Source organism: Lacinutrix undariae (assembly GCF_052934785.1).
The window spans coordinates 2,488,503-2,510,000 of sequence record NZ_CM128809.1 but is presented as its reverse complement, the minus strand read 5'-3'; the positions used below and the strand labels follow the sequence as shown (position 1 = coordinate 2,510,000).

Below are 21,498 nucleotides of genomic sequence, written 5' to 3'. Positions count from 1 at the left end.
ATCCTGTTCGCTCCCCACGCTTTCGTCCATCAGTGTCAATACATTATTAGTAATCTGCCTTCGCAATTGGTATTCTATGTAATATCTATGCATTTCACCGCTACACTACATATTCTAACTACTTCATAATGATTCAAGATAACCAGTTTCAAAGGCAATTCTACAGTTGAGCTGCAGGATTTCACCTCTGACTTAATTATCCACCTACGGACCCTTTAAACCCAATGATTCCGGATAACGCTTGGATCCTCCGTATTACCGCGGCTGCTGGCACGGAGTTAGCCGATCCTTATTCTTACAGTACCGTCAAGCTCCCTCACGAGGGAGTGTTTCTTCCTGTATAAAAGCAGTTTACAACCCATAGGGCAGTCATCCTGCACGCGGCATGGCTGGATCAGAGTTGCCTCCATTGTCCAATATTCCTCACTGCTGCCTCCCGTAGGAGTCTGGTCCGTGTCTCAGTACCAGTGTGGGGGATCCCCCTCTCAGGGCCCCTATCTATCGTAGCCATGGGGTGCCGTTACCACTCCATCTAGCTAATAGAACGCATAGCCATCTTTTACCGATAAATCTTTAATTCTAAATTAATGCTAATCTAAAATACTATAAGGTATTAATCTTCATTTCTAAAGGCTATCCCTCTGTAAAAGGTAGGTTCTATACGCGTTACGCACCCGTGCGCCGGTCGTCATCTGTGCAAGCACAATGTTACCCCTCGACTTGCATGTGTTAAGCCTGCCGCTAGCGTTCATCCTGAGCCAGGATCAAACTCTTCATCGTTAAATTTTTAAGTGTTTCCACTATTGTCTTAACAATTAATAGGAATTAATGTGTACTCAAAATTTTTATTCTCTTTTTGTAATTAACCGTTTCCAGTTAATCACTTACGCTGTCAATTCAATATGTTAATGAACTTTTTATCTTATCTTTTCTTAAAACGTTGCCGTTTTAAGCGGCTGCAAACATACAACCCTTTTTTAACTTCCACAATGTTTTTTATTAGTTTTTTAATAAAGTTTTTAAAACCTTATCTTAACATTTAATAAACATCTTCCTGAAAGAACTTTCCTTTAAAACGTTGCCGTTCTAAGCGGCTGCAAATATACACCTATTTTAATCCCTAATCCTAACCTTTTTTAACTTTATTTCTATTTATTTACTTAATGGCTACGGGTGAGGGTTTTATATCTGTGAGGGTTTTCTGATTTACAGAAAACATACCTGTTAACAGTGATTTTGATACTCAAATCAAAGGTTATTGCTTTCTGTTAATCTTCTAACGCTTTTATAACGTATATATAATGTGTGAACAAATTGTGGGTTTTCTTATTCTTTAATAGTAGCGTTGTTTATATTTTCAATAGAAAAAAAATCAATCCTATATATAGTGTATTGGATATTTTGGATGAATTACTGATGGAGTTGTTCGATGTAAAAAAAAAATAGGGAAGTGATAAACACTCCCCTATTTAGGTATATATATGTATGTTATTCTTAAATGCTTTCAACAAATTTTAAAAACACTTTTTTATGTAAATCCATATCCATATTTGGCGATAATGCAACACGTGCAATGTAATCTTTATCCCCTTCTTTGGTGGTTCCTTGTGTAGATGTTGCTGGAATGGTCCAATAGCACCCTTTTAATTGTCCGTAACTCACACAATATTTACTCTCGTTAGGGATTTGGGTAATCATTAAATTGATGAGTTTTAAATTTAAAGCTCTTTTATAAGTTTCACGTTCTTGATCTGTATCTCCTTTTGTAGGAAGATCTAGAGAAAAAACTGACGGTGTAAATCCTTGAGAGGCTAATTCTTCGGATACAAAATTAATTTTCGCTGTAGGTAAAACCTCATGAATGTAATTTACAAATTCTCTTGTGTTAGAATATGCATCGGCAATTCGCTGATTCATTGTTGGCAATTGTTTTGCTAATATTTGGTACTGAAGCGCTGTTGCTTCATTATCACAAAGTGTTAGGTGTTTTTCAATTTTATCGATTAACGAGATTGTTTTTACATTTCCTACACAATATCCAGCTGTACATTGTCCGCCACTTGGGAATTTTGATCCACTTGCAAAAGATATTGTTCTTACAGTAGCTAAAATATCTGACTCCCCTAAAAAGTGTACATTAGGACAAAATGTTTGGTCTAAAATAAACACAGGATCAATAGCCGTTGTTCCTGCTGCTGTTTTTCGAGGCGCACTTAAAACTGCTTTTAAGTCTAATAAATTAGGCACTTCTACTCTTGGGTTTGTAGGGATTTCAGCAATAATATAAGGTACAGCATCTTCAGACGCAATTTTAGCAAGTACGCTATCAATACTTTGCACCATATCGTTATCTCCATCAACGAGTAAATCAACCACATCAACATTATCTAAACACGCTGCTACACGTCTTGCTTGGTCATTTGTACCTCCATAACAGTTAGGTGGTACAATAATTTTTATTGCTTTCCCTTTATGATTTTCTTGAGCGTCGTGAACAAGTCCCATTAAAATAGCATACTGAATTGATAGTCCACTTGATGCTACAAGTGCTTTAGTTGTAGTACTTGTTACCGTATTTATGGCGTTTACAACACTTAATTTATCTTCAACACTATTATTTTTTTCATCTTTAACAGTTGTTTTCGCAATAAACGCGTTTAAAGCTGTTAATGAGTTTGCAGGCGTCATTGCAATGGTTTCTCTACGACGTACATGCTGAATATCTGAAACATAGCTTTCGTTTTCTTCACCATTTACAACTAAAACACTTCCTAATTCACCATGAAGACTGATAAAAAAATCAATATTTGTGTTTAGATTGAAATGACCAATTTGGTTTTCTTCCGATAGAAAAATAGTGCTCCCATTAAATTCTGAAACTTCAGAAGTTGTATTTACTTGATTTAATTCGAAATTATAACCATATACTGTTTTGATTATTTCAGTATCAAAATACGAAGGAAGTTCTCCTATATAATTAATTTGTGTGTTTTTATGTTCTAAAAGATTCTTTCTTAAAACAGCTAAAACAGGAATTGTTTTAGAATCGAAACTAATAATATTATTCGCTTTTAAGTTATTTAAATGGGCGATCCCCCACTCCAACACACAAGATAGCGGATGACCTAATCTTATATAATCGTAAGCTGTTGGCAACTCGTTTAATGCTGCTGCCGATGTATTATTATCATTAAATAAAGTTTCAAACTGTTGCAAGAATTGCGTCTTTGCTAATTTTTCGTCATATATATCCAATCGGTGTGTGGTAGTCTTCAACCAACCTGCAGGCATATTCTCTAATACATTTTTTATATAATTGAACATTGTATTCTCCTTCATAATTTTCTCTTTTTAATAGACCGCAAGGTACGTTAATTAGATTTATTTGAAAAGTAAAAAACAAGACATAAAACAAATCACAATTGACTAAATATCAAATCATTAACCATTTAAATATTCAATTTAAATACCTGAAATGACTTTAAAAGTTTATGAAAAGTTTAATAGATAACGTAGCAAACACATTTCAGTAACAACCATATTCATTTAAATGTCAGAAACTTAATTACATTCTATTTTTATAGTACATGTTAATTTAATGGTAATATGATTGCAAATCACTTAAAACCCAATCAATATGTAACTATAGGGTAACTTCTTTTTAACATGAATAAGAGAACTAAGCAATAATTTGAATTCAAGATAAATATTAATCTAAATTCATAAAAATGAAATCTAAAAGTTTTTTTACACTACTTTTTTTATTAACTATTTTTTCGGCTAAAAGTCAAAACGACAAGTCTTTAAAAGGAAAAATAAGCACCGTACAAGGTTCGCCAATTACTGGAGCTAACATTTCAATAAAACAATTAAATATTGGAGCAATATCTGATGAAAACGGAGATTATGTTTTAAATCGCTTAACAAAAGATTCATATAACGTTGAAATTTCTTACATAGGTTACAAAACACTCATTAAAACGGTAACCATTACTAATGAAGTAACCGTTGTAAATTTCACTTTAGAAGAAACGCCTTACCTATTAGAAGGCATATTTGTTACAGCTCAAAAAAGAGAACAAAAAAATAAAGAAGTCCCAATTGCAATTACTTCTTATGGTAGTAAATTTATTGAAAACCAAGGCACATACGAATATGATGCATTATCAGATTACGTTCCTGGATTGCAAGTACAAATTCAGAGTGTAAATAATCCTGGAATTGTAGTAAGAGGAATTACTAGTGATAGTGGTGACTCGCGAGTTGAACCTAGAGTTTCAATTTTTCAAGACGGCGTATCAATTAGTAAATCTAGAGGATCTGTTGTTGAATTATTTGATTTAGAACGTGTAGAAGTTTTAAAAGGTCCACAAGGAACACTTTTTGGTCGTGGAGCACAAATTGGAGCGATGCATATTATTCAGAATAAAGCCAAAAACGAAAAGTCTGGTTCTTTAAAATTAGGATACGGAAATTACGGACAGTTTTTAGCAACAGCACATCTTAACACACCTTTAATAGAGAATAAATTATTTTTTAGAGTTGCAGCAATTAGCAACTCAAGAGATGGTTATATTGAAAATCGCTCTGGCGGAAATTTAAACGGAAAAGAAACACAAGCTTATAGAGCCTCTTTTAAATATTTAATGTCAGAAAAAACATCTTTAGATGTAATTGCAAACTGGCAAAAAGACACTCCTCCAGGAACAGCTTTTAAAAGTGGTACATACGCACCTGCTGGTGGAGATGTGAGTCCGTTTACCTTTGCAGATCTTGAACGTGGTGAAGAATTAGGATTAGACAGAACTGTATATGGAGTTACTGCAATTTTAAAACACCGTTTTAATGACGCATGGGATTTAACATCTACAACAGCTTATAGAAATTTTGATTCAGACGAAGCTTTTGATGCTGATGGAACTGCTGCTCCTGCTCTATATTTTAGAGAAGTTGCTAAAGGGAAACAAGCCAGTCAGGAATTACGTTTTAGCTATGATAACGATAAAAAATTAAAAGGTTTTTTTGGAGTAAATTTCTTTGCTGAAGATGGATCACAACACGTTCCTTTTGAGTTGAACGAACAAAGTTTTGGAATGTTGTTATTAAGTCCGTCAACATTTGTTGTTAATGGACAACCACAATATTTACCATCAATTCCTAATGATCCAGCAACATTTGGACCATTAGCAGGAGCACCTTTAAACGAATTTAATAGAGAAGCAAATACAAATTATGGTAAAAACTACTCTGGAGATGTGTTTGCAGATGCTTCTTATGAATTTACTGATAAATTTTCGGTAACCGTAGGGTTAAGAGCTACTTTAGAAAACATTAACGCAGGTTACCAAGTTGAAGATGCAACTACACCATCTAACTTAGGATTTTTAACAGGAGCTTACCCAAATAATTTATTCGCATCTACAGGAGGTGAGCGTATTGAAGCTAGCGAAACATTTTTATCTTTAGTAGGTAGATTTGCTGTAAACTACAACATTAACGAGAACATTACTTTATTTGGAACAACCTCTAGAGGAAGACGTCCAAACGTGATTAACATCACAGCTTCAGAAACAAATGTATTATCAGACGAAACAGTTTGGTCTTACGAAATTGGAGCAAAAACATTATTCTTAAACAACAGATTACAGTTTGATGTGAATGCTTATGTTTACGATTACTCAAATTTTCAAACAAGTATCGCCAAATTTGTTGATGGAGAATTTACAACATCTACAGAAGATAGCGGAAATGCATCAACATTTGGATTTGAAACAGCGCTTCAATATGCATTTACAAAAACAAGTAGTCTTTTTGCAAACTACAGTTATATTGATGCTGCTTTTGATGATGAAGATTCTGATGGAAACCCACAAGAATTAGCAGGAAACACTTTTAGATTAACACCTAAACATTCAATCTCTGCAGGATTTAACTTCAACCCTAAAATTACAGATAAGATAGACTTTGCTTTCAGACCAACTTATACTTACAAATCGGAAGTATTTTTTGAAGAAACTAACCTTCCTAATATCTCTCAAGCAGGTTACGGAATTGCAAACCTTAGAACAGGATTGACTTTCAATAAAAAATATGAAGTTAACTTATACATGACCAATATTTTTGACAAACAATATATTGTAGATGCAGGAAATACTGGTGGAGCTTTTGGTATTCCAACATTTATTTCTGGAGCTCCAAGACTTTACGGAATTCAGGCGTCAATTAAATTTTAATTCTCACTCAATGCATCAGTATACTATTAATGGTGCATTGTTTTTTATTTCAAAAAAAAACTTATGAAAAAAATATTTACACCTCTATATTTCTTATTCCTAATAGTTAGTTTTGCAAATGCACAACAACTTACAGAAGGGATGACTTTAGCTACAATTGATAAAATTATAGCTAGAAAAGAAGCTACAATTACAGATTTAAAACCAGATAATGAATCGCGAGTTATTTGGGCAGACAAATACAAACAACAGCAATCCCCTATTGCGTTTGTGTACTTGCATGGTTTTGGAGCAAGTCAAAGAGAAGGGCAACCAATAATGGCGCAATTATCTGAGAAATATGACGCAAATATTTACATGTCGCGTTTACAATCACACGGAATTCATAGCGCTAATAGTTTTGAAGATTTAACACCTGAAAACTATGTAGCATCTGCAGAACAAGCTTTAGCTATTGGAAAATTATTAGGTGAAAAAGTAATTATAGTAAGCACATCAACTGGAGGAACTCTAAGTTTAAAATTAGCTTCGGAAGATCCATCAATTTTAGGACTAGTATTATATTCTCCGTTTATAGATTTAATAAACCCACAAATGGCAGGATTAGCTACTGAAGCTGGAAAAGCACAATTTGTAAAAATGACGGGTAGCGAAATTCAACATCAAAAACGCCCTGAAGAAGAAGCTAAATATTGGAGTACAATTTATCATGTAAACGGATTATCTTCATTAATTAAAATGTTGAAACAAAACATGACAACAGATACTTTTGCTAAAGTAACTTGCCCTGTTTTTGTTGGATATTATTACAAAAATAAAACCGAACAAGACCAAGTAGTATCTGTACCAGCAATACTAAAAATGTATGATCAATTAGGAACTTCTTCTGTTGAAAAACAAAAAATAGCTTTTCCTGAAACAGGAAATCACGTTATTGGTTGCGATTTAAGATCTAAAGATTGGACATCAGTTTACAATGCAACAACTCAATTTATAGACACTGTAATTTTAAAATAACATGAAACATTTAGCAGTAATTACACTTGCCGTTTTAGCTTTAAGCTGTAAGCAAAAACAAACCGAAAAAGTTACAGATAATACACCTGTAGCTATACAAAAAGAAATGACCTATAATTTTGAATTACAAGGTCACAGAGGCGCAAGAGGTTTAGCTCCAGAAAATAGTATTCCGGCATTTAAAAAAGCATTAGATCTTGGCGTAAACACTTTAGAGTTAGATGTGGTTATCACAAAAGACAACAAGGTTTTAGTATCGCACGAACCCTGGTTAAACCACACCGTAACTTTAGATAGTTTAGGACAAAAAATCACAAAAGAAACTGCCGAAAGCTATAACATTTACCAACATACTTATACCGAAACGCGTAGTTATGACGTAGGAAGTACATTAAATCCGTTATTTCCAAATCAAGTGGTTCAAAAAACAAGTAAACCTTTACTTAGTGACGTTATTGAACTAGCTGAACGCACAAACCCTAAAATTTTATACAATATTGAAATTAAAAGTACGCCCGATGATGAGACAAAAGGATTTCAACCTAATGTAAAAGAATTTTCAGATTTATTAATTGCAGATCTTAAAGGTAAATTACCATTAAAACGTGTGGTGATTCAGAGTTTTGATTATAGAGTCTTACAATATATTCATGAAGCTTATCCTGATTACACACTATCTTATTTAACGTATAAAGATGATTTTAAAACTAATATTGAGACTTTAGGTTTTGTACCACAAATATACAGTCCGTATTATATTTTAGCTACCGCTGAAGATGTAAAAATAGCACACAATAGTAAGGTAAAAGTTATGCCTTGGACAGTTAATAAGCTTGAAGACATGAAAAAAATGTTAGCCATAGGAGTTGACGGAATTATTACAGATTTTCCTGACGTTGCCTTACCATTAAGGAAATAAACGTTTAGTTATCATACACAAAAAAGCACAACTTTATAGGTTGTGCTTTTTTATATGATTGCCTTTGGGGCTTAGTTCATATCTGGGTCCGAACGTAACACACCAGAGTTGGTATGTACGTTTCCAACTTCGGTAATTACTACACCTTTAGGACCTGCCATTTGCCAATGAGCAGATTCTACTTTTTCTAATTTTGCAAAATCACCTTCGTGAGCTTCAATAATATGGTTTGCGGTAACTTTTCCATTCCAATGAAACTGAGGAACAACTACTTGAGGGAATTCGGCACGATTATTTTCACCAATTCCTGCAACATAACTTTTACCATGTCTTATAAGCCAACCTTCCATTTTTGCAGGATTTCCATCGGCAGCAAAATGCATGTGTTCCCCTAACATTTGCCCTGGTAATAAAAAGATATCCATTAACATGTATTTATCTTCTTCGTTATTTACAAACATCACAGAAGCTAAACCTAACTCGGCATATTTACCTTTATTATAATCTGTAAGCCAAATGCGTTCACGTAAACCATCAAAAATTGGATAATTATGGTAGGCTAACATCTCCATTAAAGCATCTTTAGCTTTTTCTTCTAAAAATTTTCCTTCAGCATCGTAAAACTGTTCATTTGTAAATTTCAATTCTTTTTTAACCTCATTTACTACTTCTGTTTTCATCTCATTTTCTGTAACTGATGTCGTCTTTTTTTCAGACTTATCTGCACAACTTGTAAATAAGATTGTAGTTAATAAAGCGCTTGATAGAATTAATTTTTTCATAAAGTGTTTTTATATTTAAAATGATAATTACTTTAAATATAATACAATAGAAAGTGTATTTGTATGACTACATTTTATTTTAAATTCGTTTTTAATAATTACGAATATGCCCCCTCTATTATTTATAATCTTTTAAAATATTAAGAGAATTAAATAACGATTAATAATCCCGTTTATATTAAAATTATTTTTGGTTAAACCGAAAGCATAAATTGAGAATTAATGTGGTCGTTTTATTTCTACATAAATTATAATATTTCACTAAATAATTTTTAGATATAAAACACAAATAACATACTATAGATTGTGCTCTTATTTATGAGTTTTCAAACTGCAATTTAATATGTTTTATAGGTAATGAAATATCAGGACATCTGTGTTTTTGTGCTTCGTAATGTATTTGTAATGGTCCTTTTTTTGATTGTAAATCTTCAAATAAGTCATCAAACTTTAAAACTTCGTCTTCAGTAGCAATGTAAAAGTTACATTTAGAGACATCAATCCTATTAAAATCTGGAGAAATGGTTTCTAAATCATCTAAAAACTGCTGAGAAACCGTGAAATCTTTTTGTGTTTTATAATTAGTAACTACCGTATTTACAAATCCTTTAAAGGTTTTATACGGCTGATATGCCGGGTTAATAAAATGGTACTGCAAATCCTGATATTTACCAGCTAAAGCCATCGCATAAAAACCACCTAATGATGATCCTAAAACTGCTTTTATATTATGTTTTTCAATAGCTTGAGATAATGTTTTAATATCCTCAAGTACATTATTGGTTAATTGCGGACAAATAACTTTAAAACCAGCAGCTTTTAAAGTTTGAGCTTTTTGCCCTGGCCCACTATTAAATCCGTGTATATATAAAATATTCTGTTGCATTATTTAGTGTTTTAAATTTTAATTAATTGTGACAAATCTACGAGTCCAGTTCGCCAAAAGATGTCGTTGTTAATTAATAATTTGAAATCATATTTTGTAAATGTGTTTTTATACTGTTTTTTAAAACTTCGGGTTCAATAACAATAACATTAGCAGCCATTTTTAATAGCTCAATTTCAAGTTCATAATTAGGTTTTAAATAATAGGTAACTTTTACCCAATTGTCATTAAAATCTGGTCCGATTACTTGAGAGTGATGCAGTGGTAAACTTCGTAAATAATGTACTTGATTTTTACTCACTTTTAAAACTACTTTTAATGGTAATTTGTGATTACTATAATTTAACCCAACTATTGTATTGTAGGATTCAATAAGCTCATTATAAGGCGTTAAATTTTGTTGATGTTGGTCTCCAATTTTTAATTGATCAATACGATCTAACCCAAAATTTCTTAATTCTAACTCACCTTTTAAGCCTGCAACTAAATACCAACGGTTTTTGTATTCTTTTAATCGTAACGGAATGATCTCGTAATTTTTAGAGTTATCATTGTAAAAATTCTTTTTATTAAAACTGAGGTAACAATTATCTTTTAAGGCTGTGAATATAGTTGTGATATGCTCTAAACCTTCAAAATTTGAATTGTCTTCAGGAATCATAAAGTTTTTGAAGGCTTTAAAATCATTAAGCGGTTCTGTATAAAATTCAGCAATTGATAGAAATTCGGCAAATTTCAAAAATTCAGATAAATGCTCTTGATCATTGTCTTCAGGAATCGCGTATCCTCGTCCCGAATAACTATACGCGATATCTACACCAAATTCATCTTTTAAGGTTTTAAAATGACGTTCTAAAGTTCTTGTACTAATATTAAAATCATAATCATTTTCTAAACGATCTAAAATATTTTCCTTAGAAAGGTTAGGATAATTTTTAACAATATGGACAATGGATTTTAGAGTTTTAAACAGTTTAAAGCTTGACATGGCGATATATTGCGTTTTGGAATATGTTTAGCGAATATATAAATTTAACTGAATATTTAGGTATATTATTAAGAGTATGAGCTGGTTAAATCAACCCCTATTTTGAGATTATCTAAATACCTGAATAACTTTTTTATTAAGACGAATTTTGGAGTTGCATTAAAAAGTGATCTCATTTGCTTTTTCAACTAAATAACTAAAATCTTAATGTATTAACCCCAAAATAAAGTAATTAAATTGAGTTTAACTAACTTAGAATATTTGATAAATACAAACCGTTATTAAACTAATGAAGAAAAGGGATATCTTTACTTAAATAATTTATATCCAATGAATATACTTAAATCAATTTATGTTTTGCTTATTTTATTTTCGAGTGCGATAATACAGGCGCAACAAAAGCAGATTGAAGTTGGTATAAATCTAACCGGATATGAGCGTTATTGGGATAAAGAAGCGCTAAACTACAAAGCTGTAATTGCTGATATTGACGAACTACATCACAAAGGCATTAAAGATATTAGATTGCCTATTTCTTTTGAATATCAATTTGAAAAAACATCAAAAGATTGCTTTTTAAAAGAATTAGTAAAAATTGTAAAGTACATTAAGAAAAAAAACATGACTTTAATTGTCTGTTATTTTGATCATACCATAGATAAAGCTAAAAATCACACTAATCTTAGCACTATAAAAAACAACTGGAAATCCATTAGCCGGGTGTTAAAAAAGTACTCTAATTATGTGTATTATGAAATTGTAAATGAGCCTAATTTATATCCTTATCAATGGGATGCTATGGTTCATGAAATTGTTTCTGAAATAAGAAAGGAAGATCAAAACACTAAGATTCTTATTGGTGCTACAAACTATAATAGCATTTATGAATTGTCTCGCAAAAAACCTTTTCCTTATAAAAATCTTATTTATGTTTTTCATTTTTATGAACCATTTATATTTACACATCAAGGTGCTAGTTGGGTTGGTAATCAAACTAAAACTATAAACATTCCATATCCATATAATTCATCTAAAATGCCTTATATGGCCACTGAAACAGCTAATACTCCTGGTGAAATAAATTATAATCATTACAAGGATATGGCTAGTAAAACTTCACTAAATGACAAGATAAATATTATTTCAAAATGGGCACAACAAAATAATGTTGAAATTTGGTGTACAGAATTTGGTGCTATTAAAACCATCCCTTTTAATGATAGATGTCAATATTTTAAAGATGTAGCAGCAATTTTTAAAGCCCATAATATAAAGTGTTATTTATGGGAATACAAAGGTAATTTTGGAGTAAATACTGGTAATGAGATTTTAAATTGCCTTTAATTATTTTATAATCTTAACAATAGTAAATGCATCACAATAATATACCACTTCACTTCTGAAGGGGTTACCAATATTATTTTTTTTATTAATACTCAAATTAGCTTCTACTTTATCTAAGAAATAATGTGGTGAATTTGTATTTGAGGTAATAATATAATCAGAATTATCTTTAGGGTTATAAAGTGCTGTTTTAAAGGCATCGGATGTGTTAGAAATAAACACATTATTTTTATTATTAAAAGCAACTAATGGATACATAATTGATCTGTCGCATAATATTACAGCGTTTTCAGGGGTATTAAAGGCTAAAAATCTACCCGCTTTTTTGTATTCTAACAAAATAGCATTCTGTTCTTTTTCAACTACACTTTTATAGTAAACCTGTTCCGAAGTAAATGATGATTTTTTTAAATAGGTATATTCACCATATATACTTACTATAAATAAACAAGCATAAGCAAAACAGTTTCGTTTTTTTGCTTTAAAAAATTTATCGGGTGTTGTTGCTATAGAGGCTAATCCACAGGCAATAATAACTACATAATAAGAGAGACTCATATAATCTGTAATACTATCTCTAACCAATACATATAATAAAACAGGAACCAATAATAGGATAAAAACTTTAAGTCCTTTTTTGTAATGCATCACTAGTTCAAACAGATAAATAGGTGTTAAAAACATTACTATATTAAAGAATGAAAAATCGTTAACCGCCTTGTTATTTAAGTTTGTAATTGTATCTGGTTCTAATAAACTTAAAAAGCTATTTCCATTCCATTTTGTATCTAAAGAATCATAAAAATAAAAGGTATCATTACCCATTAAATAATTAATAAGCAAGTATAATAACAGGCCTGTAATAGGAAAAAAACCTATGATAAATACCATTGAACCTAAACGTCCTCTAAATTTTCGACGTAAAGAATAATGCTGAGTAATCTTTACATATTTAATAATAACATTAGATGACGCTAATCCTTTTACACCATAAATACTGAATACAAACGCATATAACAATAACAAAATTAGCAACCATAAAATTCTAAAATCTAGAAAAACACCTAAACTTAATATGATACTAAGTATGGCAATATGATAGGTAGTGAATTTTTTAATATAATTAAAAAGATAGTAAAAGATTAAAAAGTATAATCCAAAAAAAGCATAAACTGAAGTTCCTGATGTTGCAGCATATATAGTTATAGGACTACATAAAAAGTATAAGAACAGAAGCGCTTTAATTACTTTATTTTTTTCTTTACCAACTATAGTTACAATTATAGTTGCGAATAACGACATATAAAATATAGATGCAAAAAACGGTGCGTCTTCTGGGTTAAATAACGCAAAAGGGTAGGATAAAAAATTTGTTATTACAGGATAGGATAAGAAAAAGTTTTTCACCAACTCACCACCATCAAATAGTGTATTTATATGATTAGTAATAAATAGTGGTTCGAAATTTAAATAACCGTCTTCACGTATTACTGTTGTTATAAAGCTAAAACAAGCTATATAAACAAACCAGATTATAAAAAAGACGAGTGTATCACTTTTTGACTTAATTTTATCCATACCTTTTTTTAATTCTTCTTTTTCGTTAAACCGTGATTGGTTTTCTCCCAATAAAAAGGTTTGGTTATTAATTGATGCAACCCTTTATATGCCGAAATTGAGTGCATAAGCCAATATATAGGGTTTGCTAACGCATATACCATTAAAGCATATGAGCGTCGTTTAAAAATGGCAATCATATTGGTGTAAATCATAATTAAATTTCCTAGTGTAAAATTTACTAAAGAAATAATAATTAACCAATCTGGGAAAAGTAATTCTATCCACTGACTTTTAAAAGTAACATATATCAGTAAAAAAAGCAATAAAACAGGATAACTTAAAAACGTAAATACCGTTCCTCCAATAAAAAATTGAAATCCAAAAAATCCTCTTGCTCCAATAGATTTATATAGTTTAACGGGATTTCGCATGTGTACCAAGTAGGTTTGCATGTAACCTTTAATCCATCGTGATCGTTGACGTATCCAGTTAAAAAACTCATTATTAGCTTCCTCGTATGTGGTTGAATCTAGTACGGTAATTTTATAATCTTTAGCATAACAACGTAAACCTAAATCTGCATCTTCGGTAACGTTAAAACCGTCCCAACCTCCAAGTTCCATTAATTTATCAAACTTAAAATGATTACTGGTTCCTCCTAACGGAATTGGAATACGAAGACTATCTAATCCTGGCAACATATAATCAAACCAATATGAGTACTCTAACGTAAACATTTTGGTTAAAAAGTTTTCACTCTTATTAAAGTAATTTAAAGCACACTGAATGGCAATGTAATCTTCTGGAAGTTTTTGAAATAACTTAAACGTTTGTTTTAATTGATCACTATCTGGTATATCTTCGGCATCATAAATAGTTAAATATTTTCCTTTAGAAAAATACAAACCATAATTACAAGCTTTAGGTTTTGTTTTAGGTTGTGCGTAAGGAATAATGATTGGCTCAAAATTAGTAGGGAATTTCATCTCTCTAATTGCATTATATGTCATCTCATCATCCGACTCAATTAACAATTTTGCATCTAATTTTTCAATAGGATAATCTAAATTATTTAAATTCCACACCAATTTTTGGATCACTTCAGATTCTTTAAAAACGGGTAAATGAATGGTGTAAATAGGTAAATCTTTATCCTTAATTAACTCAATCTCTGCTTTACTTACTTTACTTTCTAATTCGGTTTTTGACCCATGAATAGTTAACATGAATTTAAACAGAATAGAAAATAATAAAAACAGATTTAACAATAAATTGGCTCCTATTAATGTATTAACAAAATTGAAATACAGAAATACCAAAAAAATTAAAAACAGCACACCTAAAGAAATTACTTGCTTAAAAGTAAAGGTTTCTATAGCACAACTATCGGGATCTTTTTCATATAAATTGAACACCGCTTTATGTAAAATCTCTCCTCCATATTTAAGGTGTAATGCTTTATTTAAATCTAACTCATTAGTTACAAATATTTCAGAAACAGTGACGTTTAACTCCTCCTCTACCAACCTAATATTATTAATATCAGAAGGATCTGCAACTACAAAAGCTACTTTATCATTATGTACTATCGGGAATATTAATGTGTTTAGAAACAGATTAAAACGCTCGTGAGTTTCAGAAAAAGATTTGTATTTATCTATATGATCGCAATCAATATTATAGGTAGGTAAATTTAGTGATTCAATAACTTCACCGTAATGAAAACGAGATATAAAACCGTGATTAAGCGCTATTTTAAGAAAAGATTTATCGAGATTAACTTTAAATCTTTCAATCTCAGACACCTGCTGATTTGTAAGCAGATTGGTTTCTATAAATAGTTCTTTTCTATGAATGTTAATATTAAAACTTGCCATAACATTTATAGTTTTATTACACTAAATACTTGCCATCCTTTACCGATAGACACATTTCTGTCCCATAAATCGGTAAAACCTCCAGCATATAAAGAAAATTTAGGATTAAACTCATACCCTACATTTAGAGTCATTTTTATAAAATCGAAATCTGGTGTAATTTGAATATTTTCTTGAGATACCGTAAAGTCATCTCCTCTAGAAATAAGTACATCTAAATCGGCTAATACTAAAAACTTTTCAGTAATTCTATAACCTTGTGAACCGTATAATTTAAATTGAAATGGGCCGCCGCTGTAAAACTTTTTTACGCCAAGTTCTAACTGATGAAAATTATCATTAATTCCCATCCATTTAGAATTTCCTGAGATATTAATTTTAAATTCAGTTCCTGCTTTTCCAAAACCTGTAAAAGGGCCATCATCGTTTTTATATCCAGGAACTATTCCTGTTAAAGATCCAATTAAATAATGGCTTTCGCCTATATTTTTTAAGTGTAGTCTTACCCCTAATTCTACATCACCTAACTCACTATTTTTATTTAAACTAAAATCATCTGAATACGTACTATTCACATAAGGAATATTTCCTATTAAGTTTAATTTATGACTTATTAATGAGGTAGAAAAATAGAGCTTGTACACGTAGTTTTTATAAAATCCATTATTACTAAAGTCTGACTTATTACCATTTTCATCTCTTTTAGAATCTGTATAATAGTGCGTTAAAGATGGCGATAGCAATACCTCCCCTTTACCTTGTAACCATGGATTTTGTGAATAACTAACGAAAGCATTCAAGATTAAAAAAAGAAGAATAAATTTAGTTTTCATCTTTAATTTTTGCTTTAGATTCTTTTGATTTCTGATAGATAAATACTAAGATCAATATTCCTAATATTAATAATACAGAAACGATAAACAGTCTGTATTTACCCCAAAAACCATCTAAAACAGAGTTTAAATAGGTTTTGTCTTGATTGTCGTTTAATACTCTTAAATCAAAAAAGTAAGCGTTATCTGCATTTGCAACAATTACGTTTCCGGTGTTATAAATAGATTGTTCTCTAATATTTGACACTAATGATAGTAACGTACTTTCTTTATAATCTTGTGGTACATTTACTAACATAACAGGCGAATCATTATGATAAAAAAGTTGGTTGAATCCCATACTTTTTTCATATTCTACATTAAAGAAAGGACTAAATTCTTCTGAGTCAAATTCAACAGCGTTGTCTTTAAAGTTAAGAAATGCAGAATCTCCATAAAAGTTTGAAAACTTATCGTTTTCAGTACTAATAATAATTTTAGACGTTTGCAAATCTGCTGTAATATCATCTAAATTAGCAACTTTAATTAACGGGTATATAAACCCTGCTAATCCTGCTTCACCTGGGTTAATGATATCTACTAATTCTGATACCGAACTAATCAATTTATGATCTGCTTTTAAATCTGTATAAATCGTTAAAGGTTTAGATTGAAAGTTTTCTGGGAATCTAAAAAATGATAATGCAGAAGATTCTTCGTAACCAATTGGCTTAAAGTAAGAATTTACATTATCTATCTGACCGTAAAAATTAGCTGGTGCAATTTCGCACAATCCACCTTCTGGGATAAAGTAAAACTCGTATTTAAAGTTGTTTTCTTGTTGCATTACAATATCATCAAAATTAAACGCAATGTTTAATTCTCCTGTACTATTTAACTTATATGACGTTAAAAAGTTATCATTATAATATAAATTAAAATACCCTTGTTCATTATCAGATAAAGGTCTGTATTTACCTTTAATATTAACATCCATTTTCTTTACATTAGATCCAAAATGTGCTCTTGGTATAGAGATATTTGAACTTAAATATCCAATACCTTCTAAGACGTTATTTTGAGCGCCTAATTCTTTAAAATAAATAGGTTCGTAATCTTTTCTTTTTGGAACATCTAATAATTTTGCTTGCTTGTTTACAAACACATAATCTACATAAGATGAATTTAATAAGTGTTTTTGAAGAAAAAAGTGAGCTGCTTTACTGTATCCTGAGTTTGTTTTTCCGGTAACAACAATGTTTTGCCCATTATAAACATCTAAAGTTGTAGGATCTTCATATTTATCTCTAAAAACACTAACTAATCCTGTATCTTCATTTTTAAAATCTGGAAGGTTTTTTGATATTTTAGTGTTTAATTTATCAAAAGGGATTAATATAATAGCATTATCAATAACACTATTATTAAAGTCTTCAATGCTTTTAACCTTAATATCTAACCCGTAAACACGTTTTAAGTAAAACTTAATATAAGATGCATATTCAATATCTTCAATTGTATTTTCATCAGATAACACAATGTATCTAAGATCTGGTACGGTATAACTAATTGTTTTTTCAACAATAGTTTTCTTTGCAGAAAGCACTTTGTAAGAGAAAAAAGAATTTTCGGTTAATTTTACCCAAAAACCACCTTCCGAATAAATTTCGCAAGTTTCATTACCAATTCTTAAATTGGTTTTTACAGTCAATTTTATAAACCCAGAAACAATATCTTTTTGTTTTACAGGAATTTTAAAACTAACTATTTGGTTTTCATTTTTAAGAAAACGAGTTTCAACTGGCGTATCGGCTAATAATATAGAAATATGACTTTGGTTAAAATCTAAAACGCTTGAGCAAGCAAATTCTAAATTAATAAAACTGTTTAGTACATCAATATTCTCGTTAACCGGAATATAAATACTTTCTTCTCCTTTAGCGCCATCAATAGTTATTTCATCGGCATAATCATAAGCACTAAAATGCTCAATTGTTTGACTATATCCTGCTGTATGTAGGGCTAAGATAATTGTTAATACAATAAAATAATATTTTTTCATCATCACTTATTAAGGTTGTTTAAATGTTTCGAATTGTATTTTAAGTTCAAATCCCATGTTTTCAGATGAGACATAACTAAAATAACCATTCATTTTTTGTGTTAATTGTTTTGAGATTCTTAGGCCTATTTTCACACTATCGCTGTGCTTTTTATAATCGTAATTTACAAATTCAAGATCTCTAAAATAAGATTCTATTTCAGAAGTGTTGATCCCATGTGTTTTATTAGCCACACTAAAAAACAGATCATCTTTAGTATTATCTATAGTAACTTCAATTTTATCATCTTCCTTGGAGAAGATAACCATGAAATTAAGAATATTATAAAGTACCGTTTTAAACATTCTCTTGTTTCCAAGAATTAAGGGATTGGTCGCTAATAATTTATCAACTCCTGTAATATTCTTCTCTTCAATTTGATTTTTAAACGAATTAAATACATTTAAATACACCTCCTTAACATCAATGATATCTGTTGAATAATTTTTATTATTTGCATTTAAGTTTACTGGTTTAAAATAAACAGAACTTTGATCTCTTAGGTTTTCTATTAAAGCATCTAAATTTTCTGTTTTTTTCTTATTGTCTCCTGAAGGATTCTTTTCAACTTCGGCTACAACCTCATTAATTTTATTTAAATCATTACTAATCTGTTGAAATAAAAATTTAGATTCGTTTTCTTTCTTTAAAACTCTTTTTTTAAGCGCCTTGTAATTAGTTTGAACTTCTGCTAACTCACTTCCTAGATAATTAATCTTATCATCTGCTCCTATCTGTATATCAATACGTTGCATAATAATATTTTTTTTAATCTTCGGAAAGAAAAAACTAATAAAACCTAATGATAAAAATAGATAACCGCCTTCATTTAAAATTTGATAAGGATCTGTGATAACCCCCATAAATACTAAAACAATAAAGGTCACAATAACTAATATGTACTGAATAAAACTATTAATAATACTCCATATTGCAATGGTATTAAATGCAACAAATAAAGCGATTAATATGGTTGAGTACACTACCTTATTCCCTGTATCAGAATAAGATAACGAAATTATAGTTAAAAAATTAAAGGAAAATAATGTTAAGTGAATTAAAAGATTTGGCGTTTTATATCTTAGTTTAAAAAAGGTATAAGCGAAATAAAAGAACCCCAATAAAATTAATTTTAGAAGTACAAAATCTAACCAGTTTTTACTTAAAATAATAACATCTAAAATAATTGTAAATAAGATCACAGCGTTTAAACTCCAAAAAATAGTGTTACCAATTTTCCAGAACTCTTTCTGTAATTCTTTTTCTTTTTGTGATTCTTTTTTCAAAATTTGCTATTAAATGGGCCTACAAAGATATTAAAGTAATCTACTACTGAAACCATTACAAAGTACTTTCTTTTTTATCATCTATTTAACCGTATTGTTTTTAATAAAATTATTGTTAAAAATCACAATTATCCTTACTTAAACCGGTTAAACTTGCGAAATACTCATTAAAATACAACAAAAATATCACATAGCCAAATAAAGTGTTTTCTTAAAGATAATACGCTATTGTAGTATTAAGTTATAGTAATTATATATTTTTGTTAGATATAACATTAAACTTTTACCCTATGAAAATATTAGTTATAGACGACAGTGATGTCATTAGAAAGTTGATTAAACACAGTTTAAAAAACAACGATTATACAGTTACTGTAGCCAATGATGGTGGAGATGCCATTGAAAAAATTAAAGCAGACACACCTGACCTAGTTATCACAGATCTTATGATGCCTTTTGTTTCTGGATTAGAACTTGTTGCTTGGATAAAAGAAAACTATGATGACCAAATTAAAATTATAGTTTTAACCTCATTAGGTGAGGAAGATGTAGTTTTAGAAGCTTTTTCATTAGGAATTGATGATTTTGTTACAAAACCATTTGAGCCAAAAGATTTTGTTTTAAGAATAAAAAGATTTGAAGTATAAACAAAAACAAGACATCTATAAAGAATAACTTATTTAAATTAAATTTAAGCGCTTCATAAAAATATTTATAATGAAAAATTCTAAAGCAAAAATAATTAAAGAAATTGCACAAGAATTAGATTGTGGAAACACCTGTTATTATAATTCTAAAACTAACAAAATTATTGCAATTCCTGATTTTTCAACCTTTCCGGATGAAGAAGAATTTAGAATACATTTTGAAACAGAATTAGAGAGTGTAGAAACACAAAAAGCCGATTTAATAAAAATTAACAAAATAGAAAGTGTTGCGTCTTTTCAAATAATGAAACAGTTTATTAACGAGGTAACTGATTCACACTTTAAATTGGAACTAGAAAATGCTTTACAAAAGAAAAAACCTTTTCAGAATTTTAAGTTTTTAATTGATAATTCAGAATTCAGACAATCATGGTTTAATTTCAAAATAACAGCATTAGAACACTTAGTAGAAAATCAATTAAAATAAACGTATTCATTTTAAATTCACACTAAAGAGATAACGATATTAATTACATGACGGGTTAATTTTAGTTTACTAATACAAACACGCCAACCAAAACAAAAATGACTCTCAAAAAAAGAATATTAGTTAACAAAGTTTTATTTCCTGCGGTATGCTTATTTTTTTTGGTGATATACCTCATTAATAGTGGCATGAATAATTTTAAAGCGTTTTATGGCTTTTATTTATTTTACGCTGCGTTGTGGATTGTAATAAGTTTAATATCTATCAGTAAAACGACTAACCACTTAATTAATTATTCTACCGAAAAGGAAATTATTAAGTTTACTTTTTACAAAAAACTAAATACTATTCAACAAATAGAAGTTCCTATTTATTCAATAAAAAAAACAAAACTAGATACAAGAAGTTTTCAATTTGGTTTTGATGTTTTAAAAATTTATTACATTGATAAGCATGAATTACATCAGCTTTTAGAATTAAGAATATCTGATAAAAAAGATTGGGTTTCCATTTTATCAATGGTTGAAAAAACAAACTAATCTCAACAAATCAAACAAA

General features: G+C 29.8%; 16 protein-coding genes and 1 rRNA gene (1 of these 17 cut by a window edge). 7 read left to right on the top strand and 10 right to left on the bottom strand.

The window, feature by feature from the left end; translation table 11 throughout:
- A 16S ribosomal RNA gene (locus tag ACU4C5_RS11230) occupies positions 1-780 on the bottom strand; it reaches 740 nt to the left of the window's first position.
- Between the two features lie 714 nt (positions 781-1,494).
- Positions 1,495-3,339 carry a PLP-dependent aminotransferase family protein gene (locus tag ACU4C5_RS11225; RefSeq protein ID WP_446844308.1) on the bottom strand — a complete coding sequence of 615 codons (1,845 nt, stop codon included), beginning with the start codon at positions 3,337-3,339 and terminating at the stop codon, positions 1,495-1,497.
- 389 nt (positions 3,340-3,728) lie between these two features.
- Here ACU4C5_RS11225 and ACU4C5_RS11220 point away from each other — a divergent pair, with 389 nt between their 5' ends.
- From ACU4C5_RS11220 to ACU4C5_RS11210, 3 genes are all read left to right on the top strand, one after another.
- Positions 3,729-6,233, top strand: a complete 2,505-nt coding sequence (locus tag ACU4C5_RS11220; RefSeq protein ID WP_446844307.1) for a TonB-dependent receptor — start codon at positions 3,729-3,731, stop codon at positions 6,231-6,233.
- A 63-nt stretch (positions 6,234-6,296) separates the two neighbouring features.
- Positions 6,297-7,250, top strand: coding sequence for an alpha/beta hydrolase (locus ACU4C5_RS11215; protein WP_446844306.1), 954 nt, complete (start codon positions 6,297-6,299; stop codon positions 7,248-7,250).
- Between the two features lies 1 nt (position 7,251).
- Complete coding sequence (locus tag ACU4C5_RS11210; protein ID WP_446844305.1) at positions 7,252-8,169, top strand: glycerophosphodiester phosphodiesterase; 918 nt, start codon at positions 7,252-7,254, stop codon at positions 8,167-8,169.
- A gap of 71 nt (positions 8,170-8,240) precedes the next feature.
- Here ACU4C5_RS11210 and ACU4C5_RS11205 read toward each other — a convergent pair whose 3' ends face one another.
- From ACU4C5_RS11205 to ACU4C5_RS11195, 3 genes are all read right to left on the bottom strand, one after another.
- The gene (locus ACU4C5_RS11205; RefSeq protein ID WP_446844304.1) at positions 8,241-8,951 is read right to left on the bottom strand and encodes a cupin domain-containing protein; all 711 of its coding nucleotides are present in this window, start codon (positions 8,949-8,951) and stop codon (positions 8,241-8,243) included.
- Positions 8,952-9,267: 316 nt separating this feature from the next.
- Positions 9,268-9,837, bottom strand: coding sequence for a YqiA/YcfP family alpha/beta fold hydrolase (locus ACU4C5_RS11200; RefSeq protein WP_446844303.1), 570 nt, complete (start codon positions 9,835-9,837; stop codon positions 9,268-9,270).
- Positions 9,838-9,910: 73 nt separating this feature from the next.
- A complete protein-coding gene (locus tag ACU4C5_RS11195; protein WP_446844302.1) occupies positions 9,911-10,825 on the bottom strand; it encodes a helix-turn-helix transcriptional regulator in 915 nt (304 codons plus the stop codon).
- Between the two features lie 330 nt (positions 10,826-11,155).
- Here ACU4C5_RS11195 and ACU4C5_RS11190 point away from each other — a divergent pair, with 330 nt between their 5' ends.
- Complete coding sequence (locus tag ACU4C5_RS11190) at positions 11,156-12,169, top strand: glycoside hydrolase family 5 protein (RefSeq protein ID WP_446844301.1); 1,014 nt, start codon at positions 11,156-11,158, stop codon at positions 12,167-12,169.
- Here ACU4C5_RS11190 and ACU4C5_RS11185 read toward each other — a convergent pair whose 3' ends face one another.
- Genes ACU4C5_RS11185 through ACU4C5_RS11165 form a run of 5 tightly spaced genes read right to left on the bottom strand, consistent with a single transcriptional unit; the run spans position 12,170 to position 19,806 of the window.
- Entirely contained in the window at positions 12,170-13,747 is a 1,578-nt protein-coding gene (locus ACU4C5_RS11185) for a hypothetical protein (protein ID WP_446844300.1), read from the bottom strand. It abuts the gene before it with no gap.
- A gap of 8 nt (positions 13,748-13,755) precedes the next feature.
- Positions 13,756-15,606 carry a glycosyltransferase family 2 protein gene (locus ACU4C5_RS11180; RefSeq protein ID WP_446844299.1) on the bottom strand — a complete coding sequence of 617 codons (1,851 nt, stop codon included), beginning with the start codon at positions 15,604-15,606 and terminating at the stop codon, positions 13,756-13,758.
- Positions 15,607-15,611: 5 nt separating this feature from the next.
- A complete protein-coding gene (locus ACU4C5_RS11175) occupies positions 15,612-16,439 on the bottom strand; it encodes a hypothetical protein (protein WP_446844298.1) in 828 nt (275 codons plus the stop codon).
- The gene (locus tag ACU4C5_RS11170; protein WP_446844297.1) at positions 16,429-18,483 is read right to left on the bottom strand and encodes a cellulose biosynthesis cyclic di-GMP-binding regulatory protein BcsB; all 2,055 of its coding nucleotides are present in this window, start codon (positions 18,481-18,483) and stop codon (positions 16,429-16,431) included. The genes ACU4C5_RS11175 and ACU4C5_RS11170 overlap by 11 nt, the downstream gene beginning before the upstream one ends.
- A gap of 6 nt (positions 18,484-18,489) precedes the next feature.
- The gene (locus ACU4C5_RS11165; protein WP_446844296.1) at positions 18,490-19,806 is read right to left on the bottom strand and encodes a sensor histidine kinase; all 1,317 of its coding nucleotides are present in this window, start codon (positions 19,804-19,806) and stop codon (positions 18,490-18,492) included.
- Between the two features lie 290 nt (positions 19,807-20,096).
- On the opposite strand from ACU4C5_RS11165, the gene ACU4C5_RS11160 reads away from it, so the two are divergent.
- The 3 genes from ACU4C5_RS11160 to ACU4C5_RS11150 all read left to right on the top strand — a co-directional run bounded on the left by ACU4C5_RS11160 (position 20,097) and on the right by ACU4C5_RS11150 (position 21,479).
- Positions 20,097-20,453 (top strand): response regulator transcription factor, encoded by a 357-nt coding sequence (locus tag ACU4C5_RS11160; RefSeq protein ID WP_446844295.1) that lies wholly within the window; start codon positions 20,097-20,099, stop codon positions 20,451-20,453.
- A 70-nt stretch (positions 20,454-20,523) separates the two neighbouring features.
- Positions 20,524-20,940, top strand: coding sequence for a UPF0158 family protein (locus ACU4C5_RS11155; protein ID WP_446844294.1), 417 nt, complete (start codon positions 20,524-20,526; stop codon positions 20,938-20,940).
- Between the two features lie 188 nt (positions 20,941-21,128).
- A complete protein-coding gene (locus tag ACU4C5_RS11150) occupies positions 21,129-21,479 on the top strand; it encodes a hypothetical protein (RefSeq protein WP_446844293.1) in 351 nt (116 codons plus the stop codon).
- Positions 21,480-21,498: the final 19 nt, after the last annotated feature.

What these genes read in the sequence shown, in the direction of transcription:
- ACU4C5_RS11225 (WP_446844308.1), bottom strand. Translation starts at nt 3,339, where the DNA reads ATGAAGGAGAATACAATGTTCAATTATATAAAAAATGTATTAGAGAAT.
- ACU4C5_RS11220 (WP_446844307.1), top strand. Translation starts at nt 3,729, where the DNA reads ATGAAATCTAAAAGTTTTTTTACACTACTTTTTTTATTAACTATTTTT.
- ACU4C5_RS11215 (WP_446844306.1), top strand. Translation starts at nt 6,297, where the DNA reads ATGAAAAAAATATTTACACCTCTATATTTCTTATTCCTAATAGTTAGT.
- ACU4C5_RS11210 (WP_446844305.1), top strand. Translation starts at nt 7,252, where the DNA reads ATGAAACATTTAGCAGTAATTACACTTGCCGTTTTAGCTTTAAGCTGT.
- ACU4C5_RS11205 (WP_446844304.1), bottom strand. Translation starts at nt 8,951, where the DNA reads ATGAAAAAATTAATTCTATCAAGCGCTTTATTAACTACAATCTTATTT.
- ACU4C5_RS11200 (WP_446844303.1), bottom strand. Translation starts at nt 9,837, where the DNA reads ATGCAACAGAATATTTTATATATACACGGATTTAATAGTGGGCCAGGG.
- ACU4C5_RS11195 (WP_446844302.1), bottom strand. Translation starts at nt 10,825, where the DNA reads ATGTCAAGCTTTAAACTGTTTAAAACTCTAAAATCCATTGTCCATATT.
- ACU4C5_RS11190 (WP_446844301.1), top strand. Translation starts at nt 11,156, where the DNA reads ATGAATATACTTAAATCAATTTATGTTTTGCTTATTTTATTTTCGAGT.
- ACU4C5_RS11185 (WP_446844300.1), bottom strand. Translation starts at nt 13,747, where the DNA reads ATGGATAAAATTAAGTCAAAAAGTGATACACTCGTCTTTTTTATAATC.
- ACU4C5_RS11180 (WP_446844299.1), bottom strand. Translation starts at nt 15,606, where the DNA reads ATGGCAAGTTTTAATATTAACATTCATAGAAAAGAACTATTTATAGAA.
- ACU4C5_RS11175 (WP_446844298.1), bottom strand. Translation starts at nt 16,439, where the DNA reads ATGAAAACTAAATTTATTCTTCTTTTTTTAATCTTGAATGCTTTCGTT.
- ACU4C5_RS11170 (WP_446844297.1), bottom strand. Translation starts at nt 18,483, where the DNA reads ATGATGAAAAAATATTATTTTATTGTATTAACAATTATCTTAGCCCTA.
- ACU4C5_RS11160 (WP_446844295.1), top strand. Translation starts at nt 20,097, where the DNA reads ATGAAAATATTAGTTATAGACGACAGTGATGTCATTAGAAAGTTGATT.
- ACU4C5_RS11155 (WP_446844294.1), top strand. Translation starts at nt 20,524, where the DNA reads ATGAAAAATTCTAAAGCAAAAATAATTAAAGAAATTGCACAAGAATTA.
- ACU4C5_RS11150 (WP_446844293.1), top strand. Translation starts at nt 21,129, where the DNA reads ATGAATAATTTTAAAGCGTTTTATGGCTTTTATTTATTTTACGCTGCG.